This window comes from Streptomyces luteolifulvus (assembly GCF_008806595.1).
Classification (GTDB): Bacteria; Actinomycetota; Actinomycetes; order Streptomycetales; family Streptomycetaceae; genus Streptomyces; species Streptomyces luteolifulvus.
On record NZ_VZRB01000005.1, the window covers coordinates 116,017 to 141,846 of the forward strand.

At 71.4% G+C, this 25,830-nt stretch carries 24 protein-coding genes and 2 pseudogenes; 11 read left to right on the forward strand and 15 right to left on the reverse strand.

Annotated elements, in window-relative coordinates; all coding sequences use genetic code 11:
• Positions 1 to 30: 30 nt before the first annotated feature.
• From sigJ to F7R91_RS09405, 6 genes and pseudogenes are all read right to left on the reverse strand, one after another.
• The gene (sigJ, locus tag F7R91_RS09380) at positions 31 to 882 is read right to left on the reverse strand and encodes an RNA polymerase sigma factor SigJ (protein WP_150946493.1); all 852 of its coding nucleotides are present in this window, start codon (positions 880 to 882) and stop codon (positions 31 to 33) included.
• Between the two features lie 117 nt (positions 883 to 999).
• Positions 1,000 to 2,550 (reverse strand): acyl-CoA synthetase, encoded by a 1,551-nt coding sequence (locus F7R91_RS09385; protein WP_150946858.1) that lies wholly within the window; start codon positions 2,548 to 2,550, stop codon positions 1,000 to 1,002.
• A gap of 8 nt (positions 2,551 to 2,558) precedes the next feature.
• Positions 2,559 to 3,686 (reverse strand): NAD(P)H-dependent flavin oxidoreductase, encoded by a 1,128-nt coding sequence (locus F7R91_RS09390; RefSeq protein ID WP_150946495.1) that lies wholly within the window; start codon positions 3,684 to 3,686, stop codon positions 2,559 to 2,561.
• Between the two features lie 115 nt (positions 3,687 to 3,801).
• Complete coding sequence (locus F7R91_RS09395; RefSeq protein WP_150946497.1) at positions 3,802 to 5,376, reverse strand: phytoene desaturase family protein; 1,575 nt, start codon at positions 5,374 to 5,376, stop codon at positions 3,802 to 3,804.
• Between the two features lie 118 nt (positions 5,377 to 5,494).
• Positions 5,495 to 5,952: pseudogene (locus tag F7R91_RS44220) on the reverse strand (serine/threonine-protein kinase); the annotation flags it as partial.
• 62 nt (positions 5,953 to 6,014) lie between these two features.
• Positions 6,015 to 6,872, reverse strand: coding sequence for an oxygenase MpaB family protein (locus tag F7R91_RS09405; protein WP_150946860.1), 858 nt, complete (start codon positions 6,870 to 6,872; stop codon positions 6,015 to 6,017).
• Positions 6,873 to 7,396: 524 nt separating this feature from the next.
• Here F7R91_RS09405 and F7R91_RS44225 point away from each other — a divergent pair.
• Positions 7,397 to 7,537: pseudogene (locus F7R91_RS44225) on the forward strand (response regulator transcription factor); the annotation flags it as partial.
• 183 nt (positions 7,538 to 7,720) lie between these two features.
• Positions 7,721 to 8,023 (forward strand): sigma factor-like helix-turn-helix DNA-binding protein, encoded by a 303-nt coding sequence (locus F7R91_RS09415; RefSeq protein ID WP_191971415.1) that lies wholly within the window; start codon positions 7,721 to 7,723, stop codon positions 8,021 to 8,023.
• Between the two features lie 402 nt (positions 8,024 to 8,425).
• Here F7R91_RS09415 and F7R91_RS09420 read toward each other — a convergent pair whose 3' ends face one another.
• Positions 8,426 to 9,616, reverse strand: a complete 1,191-nt coding sequence (locus tag F7R91_RS09420; protein ID WP_150946500.1) for an acyl-CoA dehydrogenase family protein — start codon at positions 9,614 to 9,616, stop codon at positions 8,426 to 8,428.
• An 87-nt stretch (positions 9,617 to 9,703) separates the two neighbouring features.
• Positions 9,704 to 10,120 carry a ferredoxin gene (locus tag F7R91_RS09425; RefSeq protein ID WP_150946502.1) on the reverse strand — a complete coding sequence of 139 codons (417 nt, stop codon included), beginning with the start codon at positions 10,118 to 10,120 and terminating at the stop codon, positions 9,704 to 9,706.
• Between the two features lie 110 nt (positions 10,121 to 10,230).
• On the opposite strand from F7R91_RS09425, the gene F7R91_RS09430 reads away from it, so the two are divergent.
• The 6 genes from F7R91_RS09430 (at position 10,231) to F7R91_RS09455 (ending at position 16,589) form a co-directional block, all read left to right on the forward strand.
• Entirely contained in the window at positions 10,231 to 10,629 is a 399-nt protein-coding gene (locus F7R91_RS09430; protein WP_225320583.1) for a DUF6479 family protein, read from the forward strand.
• A gap of 81 nt (positions 10,630 to 10,710) precedes the next feature.
• Complete coding sequence (locus F7R91_RS09435; RefSeq protein ID WP_150946503.1) at positions 10,711 to 11,061, forward strand: hypothetical protein; 351 nt, start codon at positions 10,711 to 10,713, stop codon at positions 11,059 to 11,061.
• Between the two features lie 644 nt (positions 11,062 to 11,705).
• A complete protein-coding gene (locus F7R91_RS09440; RefSeq protein ID WP_150946505.1) occupies positions 11,706 to 12,596 on the forward strand; it encodes an NAD(P)-dependent oxidoreductase in 891 nt (296 codons plus the stop codon).
• 229 nt (positions 12,597 to 12,825) lie between these two features.
• Complete coding sequence (locus tag F7R91_RS09445) at positions 12,826 to 14,055, forward strand: NAD(P)/FAD-dependent oxidoreductase (protein WP_150946508.1); 1,230 nt, start codon at positions 12,826 to 12,828, stop codon at positions 14,053 to 14,055.
• 60 nt (positions 14,056 to 14,115) lie between these two features.
• Positions 14,116 to 15,501, forward strand: coding sequence for an MBL fold metallo-hydrolase (locus F7R91_RS09450; RefSeq protein WP_150946510.1), 1,386 nt, complete (start codon positions 14,116 to 14,118; stop codon positions 15,499 to 15,501).
• A 155-nt stretch (positions 15,502 to 15,656) separates the two neighbouring features.
• On the forward strand, positions 15,657 to 16,589 hold the full coding sequence (locus F7R91_RS09455; protein ID WP_150946512.1) for a sulfite exporter TauE/SafE family protein: 933 nt from the start codon (positions 15,657 to 15,659) through the stop codon (positions 16,587 to 16,589).
• A 136-nt stretch (positions 16,590 to 16,725) separates the two neighbouring features.
• Here the strand turns inward: F7R91_RS09455 and F7R91_RS09460 are convergent, their stop codons facing one another.
• The 7 genes from F7R91_RS09460 to lpdA all read right to left on the reverse strand — a co-directional run bounded on the left by F7R91_RS09460 (position 16,726) and on the right by lpdA (position 23,622).
• Entirely contained in the window at positions 16,726 to 17,349 is a 624-nt protein-coding gene (locus F7R91_RS09460) for a DoxX family membrane protein (RefSeq protein WP_150946865.1), read from the reverse strand.
• Between the two features lie 148 nt (positions 17,350 to 17,497).
• On the reverse strand, positions 17,498 to 18,244 hold the full coding sequence (locus F7R91_RS09465) for a universal stress protein (RefSeq protein ID WP_191971416.1): 747 nt from the start codon (positions 18,242 to 18,244) through the stop codon (positions 17,498 to 17,500).
• 434 nt (positions 18,245 to 18,678) lie between these two features.
• A complete protein-coding gene (locus tag F7R91_RS09470) occupies positions 18,679 to 19,119 on the reverse strand; it encodes a pyridoxamine 5'-phosphate oxidase family protein (protein WP_150946514.1) in 441 nt (146 codons plus the stop codon).
• A 152-nt stretch (positions 19,120 to 19,271) separates the two neighbouring features.
• Positions 19,272 to 20,273, reverse strand: a complete 1,002-nt coding sequence (locus F7R91_RS09475) for an Acg family FMN-binding oxidoreductase (protein ID WP_150946516.1) — start codon at positions 20,271 to 20,273, stop codon at positions 19,272 to 19,274.
• A gap of 381 nt (positions 20,274 to 20,654) precedes the next feature.
• Entirely contained in the window at positions 20,655 to 20,945 is a 291-nt protein-coding gene (locus F7R91_RS09480) for a DUF1876 domain-containing protein (protein ID WP_150946518.1), read from the reverse strand.
• 140 nt (positions 20,946 to 21,085) lie between these two features.
• Positions 21,086 to 22,162: a medium chain dehydrogenase/reductase family protein gene (locus F7R91_RS09485; protein ID WP_150946520.1), complete on the reverse strand. Its 1,077-nt coding sequence runs from the start codon at positions 22,160 to 22,162 to the stop codon at positions 21,086 to 21,088.
• A gap of 47 nt (positions 22,163 to 22,209) precedes the next feature.
• Positions 22,210 to 23,622 carry a dihydrolipoyl dehydrogenase gene (gene lpdA, locus F7R91_RS09490; RefSeq protein ID WP_150946522.1) on the reverse strand — a complete coding sequence of 471 codons (1,413 nt, stop codon included), beginning with the start codon at positions 23,620 to 23,622 and terminating at the stop codon, positions 22,210 to 22,212.
• Between the two features lie 150 nt (positions 23,623 to 23,772).
• Between lpdA and dhaK the strand changes: the two genes are divergently transcribed.
• The 3 genes from dhaK to F7R91_RS09505 are packed head-to-tail and all read left to right on the forward strand — an operon-like array spanning position 23,773 to position 25,826.
• The gene (gene dhaK, locus F7R91_RS09495) at positions 23,773 to 24,765 is read left to right on the forward strand and encodes a dihydroxyacetone kinase subunit DhaK (RefSeq protein WP_150946524.1); all 993 of its coding nucleotides are present in this window, start codon (positions 23,773 to 23,775) and stop codon (positions 24,763 to 24,765) included.
• Positions 24,766 to 24,814: 49 nt separating this feature from the next.
• Positions 24,815 to 25,423 (forward strand): dihydroxyacetone kinase subunit DhaL, encoded by a 609-nt coding sequence (gene dhaL / locus F7R91_RS09500; protein ID WP_150946534.1) that lies wholly within the window; start codon positions 24,815 to 24,817, stop codon positions 25,421 to 25,423.
• Positions 25,416 to 25,826, forward strand: a complete 411-nt coding sequence (locus tag F7R91_RS09505) for a PTS-dependent dihydroxyacetone kinase phosphotransferase subunit DhaM (RefSeq protein ID WP_150946536.1) — start codon at positions 25,416 to 25,418, stop codon at positions 25,824 to 25,826. The genes dhaL and F7R91_RS09505 overlap by 8 nt, the downstream gene beginning before the upstream one ends.
• Positions 25,827 to 25,830 lie beyond the last annotated feature (4 nt).

Sequence of the window (25,830 nt, forward strand, 5' to 3'; positions counted from 1 at the left end):
CCTCACCTGGGGCGGGGCCATATGCGGCCATCAGGCCGGGATGTGGGCCAGCTTGTCCCGGTTGAGTACCGCGTAGACGCCGTCGACACAGTCGTCGTACACGTCGATGATGACGAGCTGGTCGGCGCCGTCGAGGGTGACGGCGAGCGCGGGGCGGCCGTTGACGTCCACCAGGCGCGAGGTGCCCTGCGGGTAGCGGGCGACCAGGCCCCTGACGAACGCGACGACCTGCTCCCAGCCCGCGACCGGCCGCAGCGCCGCCCTCGCTCTGCCGCCGCCGTCGCTCCAGGCGACGGCGTCGTCCGTGAGCAGCCCGGCCAGTCCGGCCAGGTCTCCGCTCTGCGCGGCCTCCAGGAACTGGGTCAGCAGCTTGGCGTGGGCGTCCTCGGAGAGGGTGAACCGGTCGCGCCCGGCGGCGACACGGCGCACGGTGCGCAGATGCATCTGGCGGCAGCTCGTCACGGTCGTGTCCAGAATGCGGGCGACGTCCCCGTACGGCACGTCGAAGGCCTCCCGCAGCACGAACACCACCCGCTCCGGCGGTGACAGACGCTCCATCAGATGCAGCGTCGGGTATGCGACGGTGTCACGCAGTCCGGCGGTGTCGAGCGGGCCCAGCGCGTCGGTGGCCACCGGTTCGGGGAGCCAGGGCCCGATGTACGCCTCGCGGGCCGCCCGCGCCGACCCCAGCCGGTCCAGGGCGAGGCGCGTGACGGCCGCGAAGAGGAAGGCCCGGGGTTCGCGGGTCCCGGCGCGATCGGCGGCCGGCCACCCTGCGCCGGCCTCCTGGACGACGTCCTCGGCGTCCGACATGCTGCCGAGCAGCCGATAGGCGAGCCCGAGCAGTAAAGGGCGGTACGACTCGAACGATTCCGTCTCCAACTTGCCTGTCCTTCCGGCGTGTTCGGCGTGCGGTGCGGGAACCAGTCAACTCGCCGGTGAACCCGCCGCGCCAGAAGGCATAACAAGGCATCCCGTTCCGGGCGAGCGCGGGCGCGGTCACACGGGCCGGGTGCGGCCCTCCCAGTACGGCTCACGCAGCCGCCGCTTGTACAGCTTGCCGTTGGGATCGCGCGGCATCTCCGCCATGAAGTCGACGCTCCTCGGCCGCTTGTAGCCGGCGAGCTGCCCGGAGCAGTGGTCGAGGATCGCGGCGGCGAGGGCCGGGCCGGGCTCGTGGCCGGGCGCGGGTTCAACGACGGCCTTGACCTCCTCGCCCCAGTCGTCGTGCGGGATGCCGAAGACGGCCGCGTCGGCGACGGCGGGGTGGGCGAGCAGGACGGACTCGATCTCGGCCGGGTAGATGTTGACCCCGCCCGAGATGATCAGGTCGATCTTGCGGTCGCGGAGGAAGAGGTAGCCGTCGTCGTCCAGACAGCCGAGGTCGCCGACGGTGAAGAAGTCGCCGATCCGGTTCTTCCTCGTCTTCGTCTCGTCCTTGTGGTACGAGAAGCCGCCGGTGTTCATCTTGAGGTAGACGGTGCCGAGTTCACCGGGCGGCAGCCGGTTGCCGTCGTCGTCGAAGATCGCGAGTTCGCTGATGGGCCAGGCCTTGCCGACCGTGCCGGGTTTCTTCAGCCAGTCCTCGGCGGTCGCGAACGCTCCACCGCCCTCGCTGGCCGCGTAGTACTCCTCCACACAGTGGCCCCACCAGTCGATCATGGCCCGTTTGACGTGGTCGGGGCAGGGGGCGGCGCCGTGGATGGCGTGCCGCATGGACGAGACGTCGTACGACCGCCGGGTGTCCTCCGGGAGGGCGAGCAGCCGGTGGAACTGGGTCGGGACCATATGGGTGTGCGTGCAGCGGTGTGTGTCGATGAGGCGCAGCATCTCCTCGGGCGTCCACCTGTCCATCAGCACCAGCCGGTGCCCTAGGTGCAGGGACGCGCCCGCGAACTGGAGTACGGCGGTGTGGTAGAGCGGCGAGCAGACCAGGTGCACATTGTCGTCGAACGGCTTGATGCCGAAGATGCCGAGGAAGCCACCGAGATAGGCCTCCTCGGGAGGCTTGCCGGGCAGCGGGCGCCGGATGCCGCGGGGGCGGCCGGTGGTGCCCGAGGTGTAGTTCATGACCCAGCCGAGGGTGCGGCCGTCGGGCTCCGACTCCGGCTGTCCGTCGAGGAGTTCGGCGTACGGGCGGAATCCCGCCACCCGGCCCACGGCGTACCGGTGCGTGGCCGGGAGGCCGGCCTCGTCGGCGGCGTGGCATGCCGGCCCGGCGAACCGCTCATGGGCGATGAGCACCTTGGCACCCGAGTCGGCGACGATCCAGCCGATCTCGGGGCCGACGAAATGGTGGTTGACGGGCACGAGATAGAAGCCGGCCTGGGAGGCGGCCAGATACGCGGCGAAGAACTCGGGCCCGTTGGGCAGGACGACCGCGAAGGCGTCGCCGCGCTCCAGTCCGGCGGCGCGCAGGCCGTGGACGAGGCGGTTGGCGGCGGCGTGCAGCCGGCCGGCGGTCCACTCCTCGCCGTCGGGGGCGACGAGGACCGTGCGGTCGGGGTCGCGGGTGGCCTGGGCCCAGAAGCCGACGGGGGGTGTGTTCACCGAAGTGCTCACGACTGGCCGCTCCTTCCGGCGATGCGGTTGATGCGGTCGACGGCCCGCTCGAAGCCCCGGGTGAGGTCGTCGAAGACGGCCTGGACGCTGCGTTCGCTCGTCATGCGTCCGACGATCTGGCCGACGGGTGTGCCGAGCAGCGGCTCGACCTCGTACTTCTGAATGCGCGAGACGGCCTCGGCGACAAGCAGTCCCTGCAGGGGCATGGGGAGGGGGCCGGGTCCGTCCGGGTCGTCCCAGGCGTCGGTCCACTCGGTGCGCAGCTGGCGCGCCGGCTTGCCGGTCAGGGCGCGGGAGCGGACGGTGTCGCCGGATCCGGCGGCGAGCAGTTTGCGGGTCAGGGCGGACGAGTGGAGATCGGCCTCTGTGGTGGTCAGCCAGATGGAGCCGAGCCACACTCCCTGCGCGCCCAGACTGAGTGCGGCAGCCATCTGCTGCCCGCTGCCGATGCCGCCCGCGGCCAGCACCGGCAGCGGATCCACGGCCTCGACGACCTCGGGGGTGAGCACCATGGAGGCGATCTCGCCGGTGTGGCCGCCGGCCTCGTAGCCCTGGGCGACGACGATGTCGATGCCCGCCTCCGCGTGTTTGCGGGCGTGCCGGGCGCTGCCGGCGAGCGCGGCGACCAGCACATCGCGCTCATGGGCGCGGGCGACGACATCGGCCGGCGGGGAGCCGAGCGCGTTGGCGAGCAGCCTGATCGGGTAGTCGAAGGCGACGTCCAGCTGGGTGCGGGCGACCTGCTCCATCCACCCGGTGATGCGCCAGCCGGACGCCTCGCCCTCGGCGAGCTCGGGCACGCCGTACTTGGCGAGGGTGTCGGCGACGAACTGCCGGTGCCCCTCGGGGATCATCGCCTCGGCATCGGCCTCGGTCAGTGTCCGATGTTCCGGGGCCTCGGCGTTCTTCGCGGGCATGACGACGTCCAGGCCGTAGGGCCTGCCGTCGACGTGCGCCTCGATCCAGTCGAGGTCGCGCTTGAGGTCGTCGGGGGCGGTGTAGCGGACCGCGCCGAGCACGCCGAACCCGCCGGCCCGGCTGATGGCCGCGGCGACGGCGGGGAACGGCGTGAAGCCGAAGAGGGCGTGCTCGGCTCCCAGTTGGTTGCTCAGCTCCGTCTGCATGGGCGCAGAATGCCGCAGTCCTCCGGATGACGGAAGGCCTATTCTGATGCTCTGTCAGATTCCCGTCATGTTCCACTCCCGGCGTCGGAGGGCGGATGAGGGGCCGAGCCACGGCTCAGCCCGTCTCCTCCAGCACGGCCATCGCCGCGTTGTGGCCCGGCACCCCGCTCACCCCTCCGCCGCGCACCGCGCCCGCCCCGCACAGCAGCACGTTCGCGTGGCCGGTCTCCACGCCCCAGCGGCCGGTGTCCTGCTGGGCGTAGGGCCAGGCCAGTTCGCGGTGGAAGATGTTGCCGCCGGGCAGGCGCAGATCGCGTTCCAGGTCCAGGGGGGTCTTCGCCTCGATGCACGGGCGGCCGTCCGCGTCGGTCGCCAGGCAGTCGGCGAGCGGCTCGGCGAGGTGGGCGTCCAGTTGCGCCAGCGTCGGCTTCAGCAGTGCGTCGCGGACGGCGTCGTTGTCCCGGTCGAAGAGACGCGCGGGGGTGTGCAGGCCGAAGAGGGTGAGGGTCTGGTAGCCCTGTTCGACGAGGTCGGGGCCGAGGATCGTCGGGTCCGTGAGCGAGTGGCAGTAGATCTCGGAGGGCGGGGCGGCGGGCAGACGGCCGGCCGAGGCCTGGGCGTGGGCGGTGGCCAGCTGCTCGTAGCCCTCGGCGATATGGAAGGTGCCGGCGAACGCCTCGCGCGCCTCGACGCCGCTGTAGCGCAGCCTCGGCAACCGCTTGAGCAGCATGTTCACCTTGAGCTGGGCACCCTCGGCGGGGACGGGGGGCGCCTCCCCGGTCAGGGCCGACAGCTCCTGCGGTGAGGCATTGACCAGGACGTGCCGGGCGGTGGCCACGCCTTCCCCGTCCGGGGTGCGATAGGCGACCTCGGCGGCCTTGCCGTCCGTGTCGATCCGGACCGCCTCGTGTCCGGTGGCGATGACGGCGCCCGCGGCCCGGGCCGCCGCGGCCAGCGCGTCGGTCAGGGCGCCCATGCCGCCGACCGGGACGTCCCAGGCGCCCGTGCCGCCGCCGATCACGTGGTAGAGGAAGCAGCGGTTCTGCGGCAGCGCGGGGTCGTGCGCGTCGGCGAAGGTCCCGATGAGGGCGTCGGTGAGGACCACACCCCGGACCAGGTCGTCGGTGAAGTTCCGCTCGATCGCGACGCCGATCGGTTCCTCGAAGAGGGTCCGCCAGGCCTCCTCGTCGTCGACGCGGCGGCGCAGTTCGTCGCGGGTGGGCAGCGGCTCGGTGAGGGTGGGGAAGATCCGCTGGGCGAGGCGGCCGGTCATGCCGTAGAAGCGCTGCCAGGCCTCGTACTCGCGCTCGCCGCCGGTGAGCCGGGCGAATGCCTCCCGAGTGCGTTGTTCTCCGCCGCCGACCAGGAGTCCGGTGGGCCGGCCGTCCCGTTCCACGGGGGTGTACGACGAGACGGTGCGCGCACGGACACGGAAGTCCAGCCCGAGATCCCGCACGATCTTCTGCGGCAGCAGGCTGACCAGGTACGAGTACCGGGACAGGCGGGCGTCGACGCCCGCGAAGGGACGGGTGGAGACGGCCGCTCCCCCGGTGTGGTCCAGCCGCTCCAGGACCAGCACGGACCGGCCGGCGCGGGCCAGGTAGGCGGCGGCGACCAGGCCGTTGTGGCCTCCGCCGACGATGACGGCGTCGTACGTACGGTGTCCCTGATGTCCCTCGTGTGCAGGCATGGTCCTTCGTAACACGGGGTGATCCACGTCGGCCAGACGTGGGCCGGTCAGCCCCCGCCGGCCGCGCGCTCCTGGCGCAGCACCGCGACCCTGCGGTACAGCTCGACCGCCTCCGCACCCCGTCGGTGAGCCGCACGATGTTCGCCGGCTTCAGATCGCGGTGCACGATGCCCTGCCGGTGTGTGTAGGCGAGCGCCGCGGCGACCTGGTCGGCGATCTCGACGACGTCGGGGACCGGCAGCGGACGCAGCTCGTTGTCCTCCAGCAGCTGACTGAGGTTGCGGCCCTCCAGCAGCTCCATCACCAGGTACAGGACACCGTCGGACTCGCCGAAGTCATGGACGACGGTCACCCCGCGGTGCTGGAGCGCGGCGGCCACGCAGGCCTCGCGGCGGAACCGCTCACGCAGGACCCAGGTGAAGGACTGGTCGTGATGCGGGCCCGGCGGCTTGAGGCACTTCACGGCGACCTGACGGCCCAGGGACTCGTCCCGCGCACGCCACACCTCGCCCATGCCGCCGCGCCCGATCAGATCGAGCAGCCGGTACCGCCCTGGATCGGCCTGGTGTCCCCCATCTTCGCGATCGCCCCCGTCGAAGACTCGCCCCGCCCACCCCTGGCCCGTCCAGTATGGCGAGTTATCGCCCGACTTTGTACGGTGCCGGACGCGAGTCCGGACCGAGGCGGGCCATGGCCCGGATGATGTGTTTGGGCGGGAGTTGCCATCGCACACGTGCGGGAATGCAGCGCAGCAGGGCGCCCGTGGCACGCAACTGACGGGTGACGGTGGCGGGTTCGGGGGCCGGTCTGCCGTACAGCTCATGGGCGTACGGCGGCAGGGCGGCGTACGCCAGATGTGCCACGCGCCGCCACAGCACCTCGCGCGCCGGGACGAACAGCGGGTGCGTCGGCGGGCGTACGAGGAAGTCGTCCACTTCGTGTGCTTCGGGTCCGGCGACGAGTACGGGCAGCATCTTCTCGAAGTAGGCGGCCAGCTCCGCCTGATCGGCCGGTACGGCGTCGGGGTCGAGGCCCACCAGGCGGGCGCTGACGTGGTGTTCGCGGACGTAGCGATCGGCCTGGGCGTCGGTGAGCCGGAAGCCGGAGCGGCGCAGGACGCGAAGGTAGGAGTCGATCTCGGCGCAGTGCACCCACAGCAGCAGCTCGGGCTCGTCGACGGCGTAGCGCTCGCCGGTGTCCGGGTCGGTGGCCGTGAGCATGCTGTGGAGCTTGCGTACCCTCGCGCCCGCCTTCTCGGCGGCCTCGGTGGTGCCGTAGGTCATGGTGCCGACGAAGTTGGCGGTGCGCATCAGCCGGCCCCAGGCGTCGCGGCGGAAGTCGGAGTTCTGCATGACCCCCCGCACGACGCGCGGGTGCAGCGCCTGGAGGTAGAGCGCGCGTACGCCGGCCACCCACATCATCGGATCGCCGTGCATCTGCCAGGTGACCGAGGACGGGCCGAACAGTCCCGGGTCGCCTGCCTGGGAGGCCCCCATGGCAGCAGGTGTCCCCACGGTCACCGGTTGTCACCTCCGAGCCTTCTTGGTGCAGCGCGCGCCTCGAAACACCGCTCTGCTACCGGCCCCTGCCCAGGTTGACAGTGGATCTTTCACCCGAAAGTGTACTCGTCCACCGGCTACTGGCTGCCCAGGCGGCGAACGTCGAGGCTCCGGGCCGCTTCGGGCAGGTGGCGTCGTCCAGTGATACTGAGTTTGCGGAACGAACTGGTGAGGTGGTTCTCCACCGTGCGCCGGGTGATGAACAGTTACTGGCCGATCTCACGGTTGGTGAGACCCCGAGCGGCCAGAACCACGAGCGTGCCTGTTCCAGGGTGGCCCCGGCCTCGTCCAGCAGCTCTGCGGACTCCTCCATCAGGCGTTCACGCCGGGTTGTCCAGCTGCCACGCCACCTGACGGCGTCCGCATTCGAGGAGGTCCGCCAGGGCGTCTTCGAGGTGATCGTGCGCGAGGGAGAGCCGCGCGCGCGGGCTTCGAGGAGGTGGCTGACCTGCCAGCCCCCGCTGAGCAACAAGGAGATCGCCGCGAAACTGGTGATCTCACGTCGTACTGCCGAGGGCCATGTCGAACGCATCCTCACCAAACTCGGCTTCACCTCCCGCTCCCAGATCGCCGCCTGGGCAACGCCTCGAGATTCCAGCTGATGCGGGTGGAACCCCGCATGGGGCCCGCTTGCCAACCTCAAACAAACCTTAAGCAAGCCATAAACCTGGTCGCCCGATCTCATGCTACCGAGGGTTACAGCGCGCTCCACGGGTAGCGTGCTGATGGCCGGATCCCACCTATACCACTGCGCTTGCCGTCCCCCTTCAAGGAGCCCAAACCGTATGCGTGACAACGCATTTCACAGTCCACGGCGGCTTCAACCACCGGCTTGCAACGGCAGTCCGGAAAGAACAGTGGTCATCGCGGACGCTCTGGCCTGCCTTCCCCCCACCTACCGTGAGGCCATCGTCGAGTCCTACGTGGCCGGCCGCACCACCCAGCAGACCGCAGCGGCCCTCGACCTCCCCCACGACACGGTGAAATCGCTGATATACCACGGGCTACGGCGACTCAGGCGAACTCTGCAGGAACAGGGATGGCCCGATGAGTCCCTGGACGGTACGGGGAAGCAATCGCTGGAATGAATCAGTCAAGGCCTGCTTACGCTGTCCCGAAAAAGCCGTATACACGATTCGTGCGGCCAGTGCTTCAGCACCGTGTGGAGGACCTGCCACAGGCTCGGCTTTTCGACGAGCAGAAGGCCGAGGCCGAGAGCACGGCCGGTCCGACACTTCTGGAAAGGCCGACGCTGCGCCCGCAGCCGAAGGTCAGGTGCAGGCGGCACCGCCGCCGCCTGGCAGGGCAGAGACGGTCGGTCGTCTCGGTCACCGGAGTCTTCGACGACACAACAACCCGTGGCGTCGCCCAGTACCAGCGCAACCGCAGCATCACCGGCGATCCCCCGGGAGTGTCCGGTCCGGTCACCCGCGCATCAGCACAGGCCGCTGAGCGTTCAGCGGAATATCGGGAGTAGCTCAGCGGTGTGACTAACGCCGGACCCGTGGCATCCCCAGACCGATCCAGGAGATGATCTCCCGCTGGATCTCGTTGTTGCCGCCGCCGAAGGTGAAGATCACGGCGGAGCGGTAGCCGCGTTCCAGCTCACCGTGCAGCACCGCGCCCGCCGAGCCCTCCTTGAGGGCACCGGCCGCCCCGACGACCTCCATCAGCCACGCGTACGCGTCCCGGCGGGCCTCGGAGCCGTACACCTTGACGGCGGAGGCGTCCTGCGGGGTGAGGGTGCCCTCCTGGACGGCGCTCACCATCTGCCAGTTGAGGAGCTTCAGCGCGTCGAGCCGGGTGTGCGTGCGGGCGAGCAGGCGGCGCACCCAGGGGAGGTCGACGACCCGGCGTCCGTCGGCGAGTTTGGTCTCCATGGCCCACCGCTGGGTGTCGTGCAGGGCGCGGATCGCCATGGTGCCGTGGGCGGCGAGGGTGACGCGTTCATGGTTGAGCTGGTTGGTGATCAGCCGCCAGCCCTGGTTCTCCTCGCCGACCCGGCGGGAGACGGGGACGCGGATGTTCTCGTAGTAACTGGCCGTGGTGTCGTGCGAGGCGAGGGTGTTGATGACGGTGCAGGAGTAGCCGGGGTCGGCGGTCGGCACGAGGAGCATGGTGATGCCCTTGTGCGGTGGGGCGTCCGGGTCGGTACGGACGGCCAGCCACACCCAGTCGGCGGTATCGCCGTTGGTCGTCCAGATCTTCTGCCCGTTGACGACGTACTGGTCGCCCTCGCGCACCGCGCGCGTCTTCAGGGAGGCCAGGTCGGTGCCCGCCTCGGGCTCGCTGTAGCCGATCGCGAAGTCGATCTCACCGGAGAGGATCTTCGGCAGGAAGTACGCCTTCTGCTCGTCCGTGCCGAACTGCATGATCGTCGGGCCCACGGTGTTGAGTGCCATCAGCGGCAGCGGGACACCGGCCTGGGCGGCCTCGTCGAAGAAGATGAACTGCTCCATCGCGGTCAGGCCGCGGCCGCCGTACTCCTTCGGCCAGCCGACACCGAGCCAGCCGTCGGTGCCGAGCCGTCGGATCGTCTCGCGGTAGAACCGTTTCTGGGCGGCGGGGTCCGCGTACCGGGCGGAGTACCGGGTCGAGGCGTGGTCCGGGACCAGGTCGGTGAAGTAGGCGCGCAGTTCGGTGCGCAGGCGTTGCTGCTCGGGCGTGTGGTCGACATGCACGGCGCCTCCAGGCTCCCAAGGCCGGTCCTGACGGCGCACACCGTAGAACGTGTTCCAGAAATTGGGAATGCCGAGGAGGAACTCGGCTCACCGGGACTCCCGGTCACCGGTGGTCGGCCGAGCCTGTGGTCGGCCGAGCGTGGCGATGAAGTCGGTGCATGCCTGGGCACATGCGCGGCAGGCTTTCGCGCCGTCCTCACCGCCCGGCTGCCCGTCGAAGGCGTGCGCGCACTCCAGGCACACCGTCCGGCACCACTCCAGCTGGGCGCGGATACCGGCCTCGTCCTGGCCGGCCTCCTCGGACAGCACACGGCAGGTCGCGTCGCACACCTCCGCGCACATGATGCCCTTGCGTCGTACGAGTTCCTGCCGCTCGGTCGCGTCCGGATCCACGAGGCTCGCGCGCATCGCGCACGCCCGCGCGCACTCGGTGCACGCCTGTGCGCATGCGAAACGGTCCTCCAGGAACCGGAAGAGCTCCTGCTGGGATGTCGTCGAAGCCACCCTTCGCGGGTAGCCCGGGTCCGCTCACGTCAAACCCGGGGGGACACGGGGTCCGGGACCAGGGGCGGGCCGGTTGGTTCATGGAGAGGACCACGGGTACCCGCCGCGCCATGAGTACCGCACGGACGGAATGGACGGAATGGACGGACATCGCGTCGATGGACACGGCCGCGGGCCGGGGCACTCTCGGACTCGGGCTGGCCGTGGCGGGTCTGGTGGTCGTGGCGCTGCTGATCGGCGCCTTCGTGATGGGCGCACGCGTCAGGCGGCGCGAACCGCCGCCGCCGCGGCCCGAGGAGCAGTCGCGGCTGCCGGCGGACGGACCGGTCCGTGAGGTCCTGGAGAACCGGGAACCCGACGAAGTGCCCAGAAGCGATCGCCGCCTCACACCGCACCAGCTGCCCCGGTCCGGCAACGCCGGGACCCGGTCCAGCCGGTCGCAGGGCCGGACCCGCTGGACCGGGGGCGGCGGCGGCTCGTTCGGCAGCGGCGGTCCGGACGGCGGTTGAACCGCCCGAGCCACCAACGTCGTCGCACAGGCACAGGCCCAGCACAGGCACATGCACAGGCCCAGAAGGAAGTGAGACCCCATGGCCGACTCCGACCGCGGCACGCTGCCGCTGCCCGACTACGACCACTTGCCGATCGGCAGTCTGGAGAGCCGCGTACGGTCGCTGTCCGCCGAGGAGGTGGAAGAGCTGCTGGCATACGAGCGTACGCACGCCGACCGCCTCCCGGTGACCGAGGTGCTGACCGCCCGCGTGCGGCAGCTGAAGGCGGGCGCCGAGCCCACGTCCGGTGATCCGGGCGCCCTGCGCCCCGAGCAGGGCCGCGGCAGCGGGGGTTCCCCGGTATCACCGGCGACCTCACCACTGCCCTTCGGCCCACCCCCGCACGGCACCCCGGACCAGCGGGGCAGGCCGAAGAGCGACCGCACGTAAGGGTCCGGGCGGGCCGTCCTGCTGCACACGCGAGGACATACCGAGAGCGCTCGGGAGCCGCGCGACTTGGCGCGCCTCCGGCGGCGCGGCCGACACGGACCGCAGCCGGGACCGCAGCCTGGCGAGCCGACCGCCGCCGACCGGCTTGAGGTAGGCGACCAGCGCGGCACGGCACGGCTCGCCCCCGGCCTCGCCCGCGGCACGGCTGGGGTGGCGCGGCCCCGCGGCTCGGCCCGGCACGACTCGCAGCCGACCCACCCGAGCAGAGCCCGCTCAGGTCGGCCGGTCGGCGGGGCGGCCCCGCGCGCTGCGCCCGCGGTGTGGCGCCCGGGGCGGAGGCGCGCGGGTCCGCGAGGCGCGGGCACACGGGCACACGGGCACACGGGCACACGGGCACACGGCATCGTGATCGCGACTGGGCGCGGTGGCGTCGAGGCGCCGCTCAAACTGCCCATGCCCGGCTGATGGAGGACCTGAGGAACTGCCCGGCGGCCGGGTCCTCTTCCCTGGCACCGAAGAGCAGGCCCACCCGATGCCACCACACCCCGCCCCGCCCCGCCTTCCTGCCCGCGCACCCGCGCAATGGCATCGTCGGTAGCAGCCGCGCCACCGTACTCGCACCGGCACACAAGGAAGTCGACGTCATGACCGACAAGCTCACCGTGAGCGTCCTGGGCACCGGGATCATGGGGGCCGCGATGGCCCGCAATCTCCTCCGTGCCGGGCACACCGTCCGCGCCTGGAACCGCACCCGCGCCAAGGCCGAACCCCTCGCCGCCGACGGTGCCCACGTCACCGACAGCCCCGCCGAGGCGGTCCAGGGCGCCGATGTCGTCCTGACGATGCTGTACGACGGTGCCGCCGCTCTCGGTGTGCTGCGTGAGGCGGCGCCCGCCCTGCGCCCCGGCACCGCCTGGGTGCAGTCCTCCACCACGGGCGTCGAGTCCACCTCCGACATGGCAGCCTTCGCCCGTGAGCACGGTCTGGTGTTCTACGACGCCCCCGTGCTCGGCACCCGAGAGCCCGCCGAGGCCGGACAGCTCACCGTGCTCGCCGCCGGTCCGGTCTCCGGCCGGGAGAAGGTGACGCCGGTCTTCGACGCCATCGGCGCCCGCACGATGTGGATCGGTGAGGACGCGTCGGCGGGCAGCGCCACCCGGCTGAAGCTGGTGGCCAACAGCTGGGTGATCGCCGCCACCAGCGCGGCCGGTGAGGTCCTCGCCCTGGCGAAGGCGCTCGGCGTGGATCCGCAGAGCTTCTTCGACCTCGTCGCGGGCGGGCCGCTCGACATGGGCTATCTGCGGGCCAAGGCCGCGCTCGTGCTCGACGACCGGCTCACCCCGCCCCAGTTCGCGGTGACGACCGCCATCAAGGACGCCCGTCTCATCGTCGAGGCCGGCGAACGCAGCGGTGTGCTGCTCGACGTGGCGGCCGCGAGCGCCGAGCGGCTGGAGCGTGCCGCCGCCCAGGGACATGCCGACGAGGACATGGCCGCCGCCTACTTCGCCAGTTTCGGGGAGAAGCCTTCCGACTGACCGCTTCGGCACCCACACGCAACGGCGTACCGATCTCCCGCGTGGGCCGGGCGGACCGGCTGTGGACGTCCGGCTCGGAGCGGGACTTTGCCTGGGAGGCAAATGCCCGGGCAGGTATTTGACGACGTTTCGAAGGTCGCCGTACGCTCACCTCCCGATACCCCCAGGGGTATTTGAGCAGGCAACGAAGTGCACCCGCACCCAAGGCCGTACGGGAAGGAGCTCCGCCTTGGCCGTCACACCCCCGCCCTCCGGCCACCCGGCCGCCGGTCGCCACCGCGTCGCGATCATCGGTGGTGGCAGCGCCGGAATCAGCGTCGCGGCCCGCCTCCGCCGGGCCGGCGTCACCGGCATCACCCTTGTCGAACCGTCCGACACACACTGGTACCAGCCCCTGTGGACCCTGGTCGGCGGCGGCCAGGCACCCCTGAACCTCTCCCGCCGCCCCGAGGCATCCCTCATCCCCGACGGCGTGCGCTGGATCCGCCGGCACGCGCAGGCCATGGACCCCGACGCCCGTACGGTGACGCTCTCGGACGGGGACGAGCTCGCCTACGAGCACCTGGTACTGGCGCCCGGCCTCCAGCTCGACTGGAACGGCGTGCCCGGGCTCGCCGCCGCGATCGGCCAGGACCGGGTGAGCAGCAACTACGCACCCGAGTACGCCCCGCGCACCTGGGAGCTGATCAGGGCCATGCGCTCCGGCACCGCCGTCTTCACGCATCCGGCCACACCGCTGAAGTGCGGTGGGGCCCCGCAGAAGATCGCGTATCTGGCCGCCGACTACTGGCGTCGCGAGAAGGTTCTGGACCGGATCCGTATCGTCCTCGTCGTCCCCGATCCCGCACTGTTCAAGGTGCCCGCCTGGTCGCGGGTGCTGGAACGAGTGGCGGCCCGGTACGGCATCGAGGTACGGCTGCGCTCGGAGATGACCGCGGTCGACGGCGACCGCCGCGAGATCACCGTCACCGACCACGCGAGCGGAACCGAGGAGACCCTCGGCTACGACCTCCTGCACGCCGTGCCGCCGCAGAGCGCGCCCGACTGGGTGAAGACCAGCGCGCTCACCGACCCGGCGAGCCCTCAGGGGTTCGCCGCGGCGGACCCGTACACGCTCCAACACCCGTCCTACAACAACGTCTTCGCCCTCGGCGACGTGGCCAACCTGCCGACCTCCAAGACCGGGGCCGCCGTCCGCAAGCAGGCGCCGGTCGTGGCCGCCAACCTGCTCGACGTGATGAGCGGCAGGGCACCGGCGCGCCGGTACGACGGCTACACGTCCTGTCCGCTGGTGACCGCCCGCGACCGGATGCTGCTCGCCGAGTTCGACTACGACCTGCGGCCCAGCCCCTCGTTCCCGCTGATCAACACCTTCAAGGAGCGGCGCGACATGTGGGTGTTCAAGCGGTACCTGCTGCCACCGGTGTACTGGCACGGCATGCTCACCGGCCGCCTGTGACCGGCCCTCTCCACAGCGCATCGGGCATTCCACCCCGTCAGTCACGGAGGTCGTCCGAAGATGTTCTTCGCCCAGTACTACCTCGACTGCCTCTCCCAGGCGTCGTACATGATCGCCGACGAGACCACCGGCCGGGCCGTGGTCGTCGACCCGCGCCGCGACGTCTCCGAATACCTCGCCGACGCCGAGACCCACGGTTTCATCATCGAGGCCGTCCTCAACACCCACTTCCACGCCGACTTCCTCGCCGGGCACCTGGAACTCGCCGACCGCACCGGTGCCTGGATCGGCTACGGGCGACGCGCCGAGGCCGAATACCCCATCCGGGGGCTGGCCGACGGGGAGCGGATCAGCCTCGGCGAGGTCACGCTGCGGATCCTCGAAACTCCCGGCCACACCCCGGAGTCGATGAGTGTCCTGGTGTACGAGCACGCGGCCGACAGCGTCCCCTACGGGGTGCTGACCGGTGACACCCTGTTCATCGGTGACGTAGGCCGGCCGGACCTGCTCGCCTCGCTCGGCGCAACGGCCGACGAACTCGGCCGGATGCTCCATGACAGCATCCAGAACAAGCTGATGGCTTTGCCCGACGCCGTGCGGGTGTTCCCCGCACACGGCGCCGGCTCCGCCTGCGGCAGGAATCTCTCCGCCCAGCGGCAGTCCACCATCGGCGAGCAGCGCGCCACCAACTACGCCTGCCGCCCCATGGAGGTGGAGCAGTTCGTCGCGCTGGTGACGGCCGGACAGCCCTCCGCACCCGCCTACTTCGTCCACGACGCCATCCTCAACCGCAAGGAACACGGCCTGTTCGACCCGGCCGATGCCCTCCGTCCGCTGTCCACCGGGGAGTTCATGGACCGCCGGGCCTCTGGAGCAGTCGTCGTGGACGCCCGCTCTCCGCAGGAGTTCGCCGCCGGTCATCTGCGTGGCTCGGTCAACGTGCCCGCCGACGGACGCTTCGCCGAGCAGGCGGGCATGATCGTATCCGCGGAGCAGGAGATCGTCGTCGTCGCGCCGCAGGACCGCGAGGAGGAGATCGTCACCCGGCTGGCCCGGATCGGATTCGACCGGGTGGGCGGATGTCTGCGCCGGTCCGAGGACACCTTCCCCGCCCTGGCCGACCACATGGAGCGGGCCCGCCGCCTCACCGCGGACGAGCTGCGCCGGGAACTGGACGGCGAGGAACCCCCGCTGGTTCTCGACGTACGCAATCCAGCAGAGCGTGAAACGGGGTTCATCGACGGCTCGTTGCACATCCCGCTGGCCGAACTCACCCGTCGCACGGACGAGATCCCTGCGGACCGACCACTGGTCGTCCACTGCGCGGGCGGCCACCGCTCCTCCATCGCCGCCAGCCTGCTCCGGCACGAAGGCCGCACCGAGATCTCCGACCTGATGGGCGGCTACGGCGCCTGGCTTGCCGAGACCGCGTCCGCAGACGCGTGAACCCCCGCCCGGGGAGGCAACCCCTCCACCCCGGGCCAGGCGCATCCCACGTCCCGCCCAAAAGGCAGCGTCCCGCCCAAAAGGCACCAAGGAGCGCTCATGACCGTCCGTGCCCACACCGCACGCCCCGATCGCGCCACCCCGCGGAGCACATCGTGATCGCGGTGATCACCGCCCTGTCCCTGCTCATCGGTGTCAGCCTGGGCGTCCTCGGCGGCGGCGGGTCCATCCTGACCGTGCCCGTCCTGGTCTACCTGGCCGGGATGGAGACGAAAGAGGCCATCGCCACCTCACTGTTCGTCGTCGGCGTGACCAGCGCCGCCGGAGCCGTCTCGCACGCCCTCGCCGGACGGGTCCGCCGACGCACCGGGCTGCTGTTCGGCCTCGCCGGCATGGCCGGCGCCTACATGGGCGGGCGGCTGGCCCAGTTCGTGCCCGCCACCGCCCTGCTCGTCGGGTTCGCCCTCATGATGATCGCCACAGCTGTCGCCATGATCCGCGGCCCTCGGCGCGAGCCGAAGAAGGTCCACCACGAACTCCCCGTCGGGCACGTTCTGTTGGACGGCATGGTGGTGGGCCTGGTCACCGGGCTCGTCGGGGCGGGCGGCGGCTTCCTGGTCGTCCCGGCGCTCGTCCTGCTCGGCGGGCTTCCGATGGGTGTCGCGGTCGGCACCTCGCTGCTGGTCATCGCCATGAAGTCGTTCGCGGGGCTGGCCGGTTATCTCGCCGGCACGCACATCGACTGGGGGCTGGCCTCACTCATCTCGGCGGCGGCGGTCTTCGGCAGCCTCGTCGGCGGCCGGCTCGCCGGACGCGTCCCCCACGAGGCGCTGCGCAAGTCCTTCGGCTGGTTCGTGGTCGTCATGGGCGTCTTCGTCCTCGCCCGGCAGATCAGCCCCGGCCTGCGCCACACCCTGACGTCCGGCCCCTGGTGCTGGGCCGCCCTGGCCGCGGCGGCGATCGCGCTCAGCTGGTACCTGCTGCGCCACATCAAACGAACGCCGAACCGAGCAGCCGCGCAAGAGGCAAGGGCGTGTCCGAGCGTCCGGCACCCCCGCCCCGAGCGGAACGGGCAGCCGGCACCATGAGCTCGCGGAGCACAGGAACACGGCGCGCCCGCGCAGGGGCCGCCCGGTGCCGGAAGGAGGCGGACGCCTTCGCGGAGAACGGAAGCCGGGGCGTCGCCGCGTCTCCGCGGCGGCGCCCCGGTCCGGGACGGGGAGTTCAGAGCAGCCAGCGGTTGCGGCTGACGAAGGGCAGGCGTGCCCAGGCCTTGCCCAGTCCCCAGGTGGCGCCGGCGCCCGCGGCCGCGAGGGCGATGAGGACGACGGCGTAGATGAGGTGGTAGTCGGCGAACGGGTTGGTCGACATGCTCGGCGAGCCGTCGGAGAGGTGCTGGGCGGGCGGCCACTCCGCGATCCACATGAGCGCCATCATGAGGGTGCCGGCGATCGCCGCGAGCCGCAGACCGATGCCCGCGATCAGCGCGAGGCCGATGCCCAGCAGGCCGAGCATGAACAGCCAGTCCGCCCAGCCCTGTCCGGCCCAGTCGTGGAAGGTGGATTCCATCGGGCCCGCGGCGACACCGCTGAGGAAGCCCTTGGTGGGCGAGCCGCCGTCGATCCAGCCCTTGCCGGACGGGGTCGCGTAGCTGAAGCCGAAGGTCTTGTCCAGGAAGGCCCACAGGAAGACGAACCCGGTCAGGACACGGAGCACGGCGAAGGCGTATGCGCGGTTCGTCGCCACCGCCGCGGTGGTCGTTCCGGCCGATTCGGGAGCCGTCCCGGTCCTGCGCAGGGAGGGGAGGCGGAATCCCGGGTGCCGGTGGGGGTGGTCGTGGACTGCCATGGTGCTCATCCCTTCCAGGGGAGCGGTGAGGATTCTCGAATGACTCTTTGTTGCGCCTTCAATGTCCCGCTTCGCAAGGGAGTTCGCAGGGGGCTGCAAGTCCCCCGCGGCAGACCGAACGGCCCTCGTGCCACTACCCGTTCGGTCGCTACCCGTTCGGTACGACGGCCACGGGACAGTGGGAGCGGCACAGCAAAGTGTGGACGACGCTGCCCGTCCGCCGGCCGAGCCCGGTGCTGCGGTGATACGCACCGATGACCACGACCGCGGCTTCGCGACCGGCCTCAAGCAGAGCATGTGCCGGGTCGTTGTGAACTGTGCAGGATTCCGTGCGTACTTCGGGATATTGCTGCTGCAACTCGGCAAGGGGGAAGGGCAGTACAGCCTTCTGTGCCCGGGATTGCAGGACGCTCAGACACACGCCGCGTCGCTCCGCCTCCGCGAAGGCGTAGGCGGCCGCTCCTGGGTCGGCCTTGCTCCCGAGGCCGAGCAGCACGCCATGGCCGTTGTCGCATCGGTGGTCGCCCCGCACGACCAGCAGCGGGCCATGCGTCTGCGCGGCCAGGCGCATGCTCACGGAACCGGCCAGGGTGCCGGCCACGACGCCGAAGCCGCGGTTGCCGACCACCGTGAGGGCCGCGGCCGTGCTCGCGCGCGCCAGCGCCTGCACGGCGCCGCCCTCGGCGGCGGCGGTCACGGTCGGCAGACCGGGGTGCCGCGTCCCTGTGCGCGAGACCGCCGATGCCAGGATCGGTGCGGCAGCGCCGCGGTCGGGTACGGCGTACACGATGTGCAGGGCGGCACCGCGGCGCTCCGCTTCCTCGGCGGCCCGGTCCAGCGCTCGTACGGCAGCCACTGAGCCGTCCACTCCTACGACCACGTGCTGGGAGGTCATGCCGGTGTTCCCTTCTGCTTCCGAAGTGCTGTGCGTTCTCGTCCTTGCGCCGCGCCCGCAGTCCGTGTTCCGCAGGCGCTCACGCACGCGCTGGATGTCGGGGCCGGGCCGGGCGCGAGAGCTCACGCAGCTGGGACAGGGGATGCCGGGGCGGATTACGTGGGGACGCCGGGCTTTCGATTCGAGGCGGCTCCGGTGACGATGCTTCTCGCGCACCTCGGTGGGGGCCAGGGCCCCCAGGCACCCGTTTCGGCGCCGTCAGGCCCCCGTTCCGGCGCCGTCAGGCCCCTTTGCCGCAGGGCCGTTCGGTCCGGGGCACGCAAGAGCCGCCTCCGGCGGCCGCCGGAGGTCCGGGAAGCGTGGTGGACTCCCAGAGCCTGTGTCACGTCCCCGGCCGGGCGGCGGGTGCCCGGCCGGGGACGTGACACAGGCTCTCAGGCCGACAGGTTCAGGCCGTACATCGTGCGACCGCCCACGAGCTCACGGCCGGAAACCAGTTCGGGCGCGACGCGCACGAAGACCTCGTCGGGCGAGGGCACCCAGGAGCGCGGCACGATGGGACGCAGCCGCGCGTGAGCCGCCGGGTCGGTCACCACGGTGGCCCGGCCGGTCACGACCACGCTCCAGCCGGAGTGGGCGACGGCGTCCACCTCGTCCACCTCGAAGGCGACGACCGAACCGTCGATCGCCCGGGCCAGCTCCGAGGCCGCGGAGGTCCGCAGCAGCACCGCGCCTTCGTCGTCGAGGCCGAAGTTCACGGGCAGGACCGCGGGGAGTGCGTGACGTGTGTAGACGACGCGGCCGACAGCTGCCTTCGCCAGCAGGCGCAGGCACTCGTGGCGGTCGAGTTCACGGAAACCGTCTTCGGGATACATGGCCAACCGTCTTTCGCCTGGTAATGCCGCCTTTCACCCCATCGTCCGCCGGGCGGCCGGCGGCGGAGAGGGCCGTGGGTCCTGGTCCTGCCAGAGACAGTCCCGGTGGTGTCTTCGCGCGGCGGGCCGGATGGACCTGGTGGGTCGGTCCGCTACCGGTCCGGCGGGTCCGTGTCGAGCACCGTGTCCGGGGCGCGCCGCGGGGTGGCGGGACCTTCGGGTCCATGGCCGAGACGGACCAGCATCTGCGCGTGCCCGGTGTGGTCGGGCGAGGGACTCAGCGAACGCCGCAGGTCGGGCCACTCCATCGGCTGGTGCATCAGGGACGTCCGCAGACCGTGGACGGTGGCCACGAGCAGCACGTGTTCCAGCGCCTGCCCGGCGCGCAGCCAGTCGGTACGGCGGTCGTGCTCGGTGGTCAGCAGGCCGATGACGGGATGGGTTTCGAAGTTCTGGGCGGGCAGCGTCCCCGGGTGCCGCTGTGCCGTGAAGTCGCGCATGGGGAGGCGTTCGCCCGCATCCTGCGGGCCGAGCGCGGCTTGCGGGAGCCCGGCGTCGGAGGTGTCGTCCGGGTCGTGGTGCACCCAGCGGCGGCTTTCCGTTCCGCGAGCGTGGTCGGTGCGGCTGCGGTGCTCGGCCTCCGCGGTCACCCGCAGCAGGCGTGCCGTCTCGGGGTTCGTGGGCCAGGCGAGCGACGCGCCCTCCATGTGGGCCGCTTCCGCGAGCTCCGCGCGCACGTCCGGGCGGATCGGTCTGCCCGAGAAGGGGAAGCGGCTGCTGTGCCGGCGCCAGATCGCCGGGAAGAGATCGCCACGATGCCCCGCGAGGTGCCGGTCGGGACCTCCTGTCAGCCGCACGGTGGCGAGCAGGCCGGGGTCTTCGGGGCTCGGCAACAGCCGCACGACGGGTGACCAGCCGAAGTGCGCCACCGCGACGCGAAGGTTGAAGACGGACGCGCCCGCCGAGACATGGAGAGCCCGACCGACGGGATCCGTGTGGCGCAGGCCCCGCTCCTGGGCGGCTCGCACCTCGAAGGCCATGGCGCCGGGGTCCAGCCGGTAGCGCCACGGCTGGGTGTTGAAGATCGAGGGGGCGGCCACGGCGGCCGCGATGCAGGTTTCCACAGTCGTGGTGTCGACAGGCGCGGATCGCATGATGCCCTTCCTCCGCACGGACGTCGTACAGGTACGGGTGTCCTTCGAGCGTGGGCGCGCGGCGGGGGCGGGGGTGAGGGGCCGATGGTCCTCACCCGCGGTCCGGAGGGGCACGCCTGCCGCTCCAACGCGCCGCTGTTCGCGGCAGGTTGACACCGTGCGGCCCGGCGCCGCCGCCTGGTCGGCCCATGTCACGAGGGTCCCGGCGTTGTCATTGGGCGCTCGTCGCCGTGGGCGGCATGCTTGTCGGCACGCTCACGGCCCATGCCGTCGACGAGGTCACCGCCCGGCAGCGCGTCGAGCGGACCCCGGTCCGGGCCGTCCTCCTCTCCGACGTCCCGCAGGCCACGGCCGCCATCGGGGGAGCGGGCGCAGACGGCGTCACAGGGGCCAGCCGGTCTCCGGACGGGCCCTTCGCCCGGTCGCGGGGGCGCCGGCGTGCTCGATGTCGCGCTCGGCCACTTCCACCAGCTGCCGGCCGAGGTCATGCAGAGCCCGGCCCGCCGCCAGTTCGTCACCGATCTCCGGCACGTCCGCGTCGACGGGATTGCGGTGCGCGGTCCCGTGACCGGTCAGCACCGTCGTTCCGGTGTCGAGAACCACGCGTGCCTTGGTCGATCCCTCTTCCTCGAAGAGGTGGAGGCGAACCTTCCATTCCACGGTGTGCGGCATCACTGTCCTCCTCCTCGTCGGGCCCGGACGCAACGAGAGCACCGCCTGACCGAACCGGCCTCACGGAATCCGGCCTCACGGAATCCGGTGAGGCGGCCGTCGGCTACCGCCCAGCTCCGCCGCACACGACTGTCCTCGGCTCACGGCACGAGCACAAGCTTTCCCTTCGACGCCGAGCGCTCGAGCATCTCGTGCGCGCGGCGGGCGTCGGACAGCGGCAGGCGCTCGGCCACGACCGGGTGGATCTTGTCCTCGCGGAGCAGGTCCAGCAAGGCCCCGAAGTCCTCCCGGAACCCCTCCGGGTCGCGGGGGCCTCCGCCCACGGACAGGGCCGGGTGGCCGCCGGCCACGGGAAGGACCTGGTGGTGATGGTCGCGCAGCTTCTGGATCCGGTAGGCGAGCGTCTTCCGGCGGGGCGAGAGCAGGCTCCACAGGCCCACGGCCCCGGTCGCCCCGTACCACTCGGCCCAGGCCCGCCAGTTCTTGTGCCCGTGTTCGAGGGTGGCGTAGTGGCCGTAGACGACGAGCCGGCCGCCGGGCCTGAGCGCGCGGAAGGAGCGCAGCGACACCGCGCCGCCGAGTCCGTCGAGCACGACGTCCACACCCATCCCGGGGAGTTGGCGCACCCGGGCCAGGAAGTCCTCGGTGCGGTAGTCGATCGCGACCGCGCCGAGCCGTTCGACCGCGGCGCGGTCCCGGGCCGAGGCGGTGCCGTAGAGGTCGAGCCCGGCCTGCGCGCCGAGTTCGAGGACCGCGGTGCCCACCCGGCCGGCCGCGCCGTGCACGAGCAGCGCCTCGCCGCGCTTCACCTTCGCCACGCGGTGCAGCAGCTGGTAGGCGGTCATGTAGGTGAAGGCGAGGTTCAGCGCCTGCGCCGGGTCGATGTCCGCGGGCACCTCGACCGCCTCCGCCTCCGGTACGCAGACCCGCTCCGCATCGGCGCCCCACACCGTCAGCGCACCGACGCGGTCTCCCACGCGCAGTCGCGTGCACCCCGGGCCGAGTTCCTCGACGACACCGACGAGCTCGTAGCCGGGGGTGAACGGCGGCTTCGGTACGCCGAGGTAGGTGCCGGCGCGCAGCTGGGCATCGGTGAACGACACGCCCGCGGCCAGCACCCTGACGCACACCTCGCCCGGCCCCGGCCGGGGATCGTCGTCCTCCACGATCCTCAGGACCTCGGGGCCGCCGAAGTGATCGACGACGACCCGTTTCACACGTTCAGCCTAGGAGGGCCGTACCGTGCTCGCATCCGCTCGTGCACTCACATATTGATCATGTGTCCGGCCAGGCCGTGCACCGCCTCCTTGACCGCCTCGCCCAGGGTCGGATGGGCGTGGACGTTGCGTGCCACCTCGTGGACGGTCAGGTCCCACTGCTGGGCCAGCGTCAGCTCGGGCAGCAGTTCGGTGACGTCCGGGCCGATCAGGTGCCCGCCGATCAGCTCGCCGTACTTCGCGTCGCTGATCAGCTTCACGAAGCCCGTCGTGTCTCCCAGGCCGTGCGACTTGCCGTTCGCGGTGAACGGGAACTTCGCCACCTTCACGTCGAAGCCGTTCTCGCGGGCCTGCGTCTCCGTGTAGCCGAAGCTGGCGATCTGCGGCTGGCAGTAGGTGGCGCGCGGGATCATCACGTGGTCGACCTCCATGGTCTCCGCGTCCGCGATCGTCTCGGCGGCGATCACGCCCATCGCTTCGGCGGCGTGCGCGAGCATCAGCTTCGCGGTGACGTCGCCGATGGCGTAGAGGTGCGGGACGGAGGTACGGCAGCGGCCGTCGACGTCGATCGCGCCGCGCTCGGTGACCTTCACACCGGTGTTCTCCAGGCCGTAGCCGGTGACGTTCGGGGCGAAGCCGATCGCCTGGAGCACCTTGTCGGCCTCCAGGACCTGCTGGGAGCCGTCCTTGCCGGTGACGGTGACGCGGACCTGGGTGCCGCTCTCGTCGACGGTGTCGACCCGGGTGGAGGTGAGCACGTCGATGCCCAGCCTGCGGTACTGCCTGGCCAGCTCGGCGGAGACCTCGGCGTCCTCCAGCGGGGTCATCCGGTCCAGGAACTCGACGATCGTGACCTTCACACCGTAGTTGTGCAGCACATAGGCGAACTCCACACCGATGGCGCCGGCACCCGCGATCACGATCGACCGTGGCAGGTCCTCGGCGAGGATCTGCTCCTCGAACGTCACCACCCGCGACGTACGGCGGGTGCCGGGCAGCAGCTTCGGTGTGGCGCCGGTGGCGATGATGCAGTGGTCGAAGCCGATGGTGCGGGTGTCGCCCTCGTAGCCGGCCACCTGGAGGGTGTGCGGGTCGAGGAAGGTGCCCCGCCCGTCGATCTCCGTGATCTTGTTCTTCTTCATCAGGTAGTGGACGCCCTTGACCCGCCCGTCGGCGACCTTGCGGCTGCGGCGGAAGGCCTCGCCGTAGTCGAAGGAGACCTGCCCGTCGAACCTGATGCCGAAGGTCTTCGCCTCTCGGGTGATGAGGTGCGCCAGCTCGGCGTTGCGCAGCAGCGCCTTGCTCGGGATGCAGCCCACGTTCAGGCACACGCCGCCCCAGTACTTCTCCTCCACGACGGCGACCCGTTTGCCCAGCTGGGCGGCGCGGATCGCGGCCACGTACCCGCCCGGGCCGGCGCCCAGTACGACGACATCGAAACGCTCGTCCTGCTCGGCCATCGAAGCTTCCTTTCTCACGGAGCGGCCTGCTCTCCCGGGCCGCCCGGTCCGGACTCCGGTACGACAATGGTCACAGGTGACCTGCGCTCGCCTCAGCACCGATACTGCTGACAGCAGGGTTGCGAAACACCAGGCTCACCGGAGGTAACCATGAGGATGCTCATCAACGTCCCGGAGACCGTGGTCACGGACGCACTGCGTGGCCTGGCGGCCGCTCATCCCGAGCTGACCGTCGACGTCGAGAACCGGGTGGTCGTACGACGTGACGCCCCTGTTGCCGGGAAGGTCGGCCTGGTCTCCGGCGGCGGCTCCGGGCACGAGCCGCTGCACGGCGGCTTCGTGGGCCCCGGGATGCTCTCGGCGGCCTGCCCGGGTGAGGTGTTCACCTCGCCGGTGCCCGACCAGATGGCGCGGGCGGCGGCCGCGGTGGACAGCGGGGCCGGCGTGCTGTTCATCGTGAAGAACTACACAGGAGACGTGCTCAACTTCGACATGGCGGCCGAACTCGCCGAGGACGAGGGCATCCAGGTCGCGAAGGTACTCGTCAACGACGACGTCGCGGTCACCGACAGTCTCTACACGGCGGGGCGGCGCGGGGTGGGCGCGACGCTGTTCGTGGAGAAGATCGCGGGGGCGGCGGCCGACGAGGGACAGCCGCTGGAGCGGGTGCAGGCGGTCGCCCGGCAGGTCAACGAGAACTCCCGCAGCTTCGGTGTCGCGCTCAGCGCCTGCACCACCCCGGCCAAGGGCAGCCCCACGTTCGACCTGCCGCCCGGCGAGCTGGAGCTGGGCATCGGCATCCACGGCGAGCCGGGGCGCGAGCGCCGGGCGATGATGACCTCGCGCGAGATCGCCGACTTCGCGGTCAATGCGATCCTGGAGGACATGCCCCCGCGCAATCCGGTGGTCGCCCTGGTCAACGGCATGGGCGCGACCCCGCTGCTGGAGCTGTACGGCTTCAACGCCGAGGTGCAGCGGGTGCTCACCGAGCGCGGTGTCGCCGTCGCCCGCACCCTCGTCGGCAACTACGTCACCTCGCTCGACATGGCCGGCGCCTCGGTCACGCTGTGCCAGATCGACGAGGAGCTGCTGCGGCTGTACGACGCACCGGTGAAGACTCCCGGGCTGCGATGGGGTGTGTGATCCGGCGCGAGAAGGCGATCACCACGTATCTACCAGGCAAGGAGATCCAGTGCTCGACGCCGATTTCTTCCGCCGTTGGATGACGACGGCCGCCGCGTCCGTCGACCGTGAGGCGGAACGGCTCACCGCCCTCGACTCCCCCATCGGGGACGCCGACCACGGCACCAATCTCCACCGCGGCTTCACCGCCGTGGCCTCCGCCCTGGAGACGGAGGCGCCGCAGACGCCGGGCGCCGTCCTCGTGCTCGCCGGGCGGCAGCTCATCTCGAAGGTCGGAGGTGCCTCGGGTCCGCTGTACGGGACCTTGTTGCGCCGCACCGGCAAGGCCCTCGGGGACGCCGGCGAGGTCAGCGAGGAGCAGCTTGCCGCGGCGCTGCGGGAAGGCGTGGACGCGGTGATGGCGCTCGGGGGCGCGGCGCCGGGCGACAAGACGATGATCGACGCGCTGGTGCCGGCCGTGGACGCGCTCGGCGACGGCTTCGCCGCGGCCCGGGCCGCCGCCGAGGAAGGAGCTGTGGCGACCACGCCGTTGCAGGCCCGCAAGGGCCGGGCCAGCTATCTCGGGGAGCGCAGCATCGGGCACCAGGACCCGGGCGCCACCTCTTCGGCGCTGCTGGTCGCGGCACTCGCCGACACCGCGGAGGCCGACGGTGAGTGACCGGAACCTGGTCGGGATCGTGCTGGTGTCGCACAGCGCGGAGGTCGCCGCGTCCGTCGCCAGGCTGGCGAAGAAACTGGCGGGAGGCGGTGCGCAGGTGCCTGTCGCTCCGGCGGGCGGCACCGAGGGCGGCGGCTTCGGTACGAGCGCGGCGCTGGTCGCCGCCGCGGCCGCGTCCGTGGACCGGGGCAACGGCGTCGCCGTCCTCACCGACCTCGGCAGCGCCATCCTCACCGTGAAGGCCTTGCTCACCGAGGGCGGCGAACTCCCCGACCGCACGCGCATGGTGGACGCCCCCTTCGTCGAGGGGGCGGTGGCGGCGGTCGTCACGGCGGCGACGGGAGCCGACCTGGCGGCGGTGGAGGCGGCGGCCGTGGAGGCGTACACGTACCGGAAGGTGTGAGGCC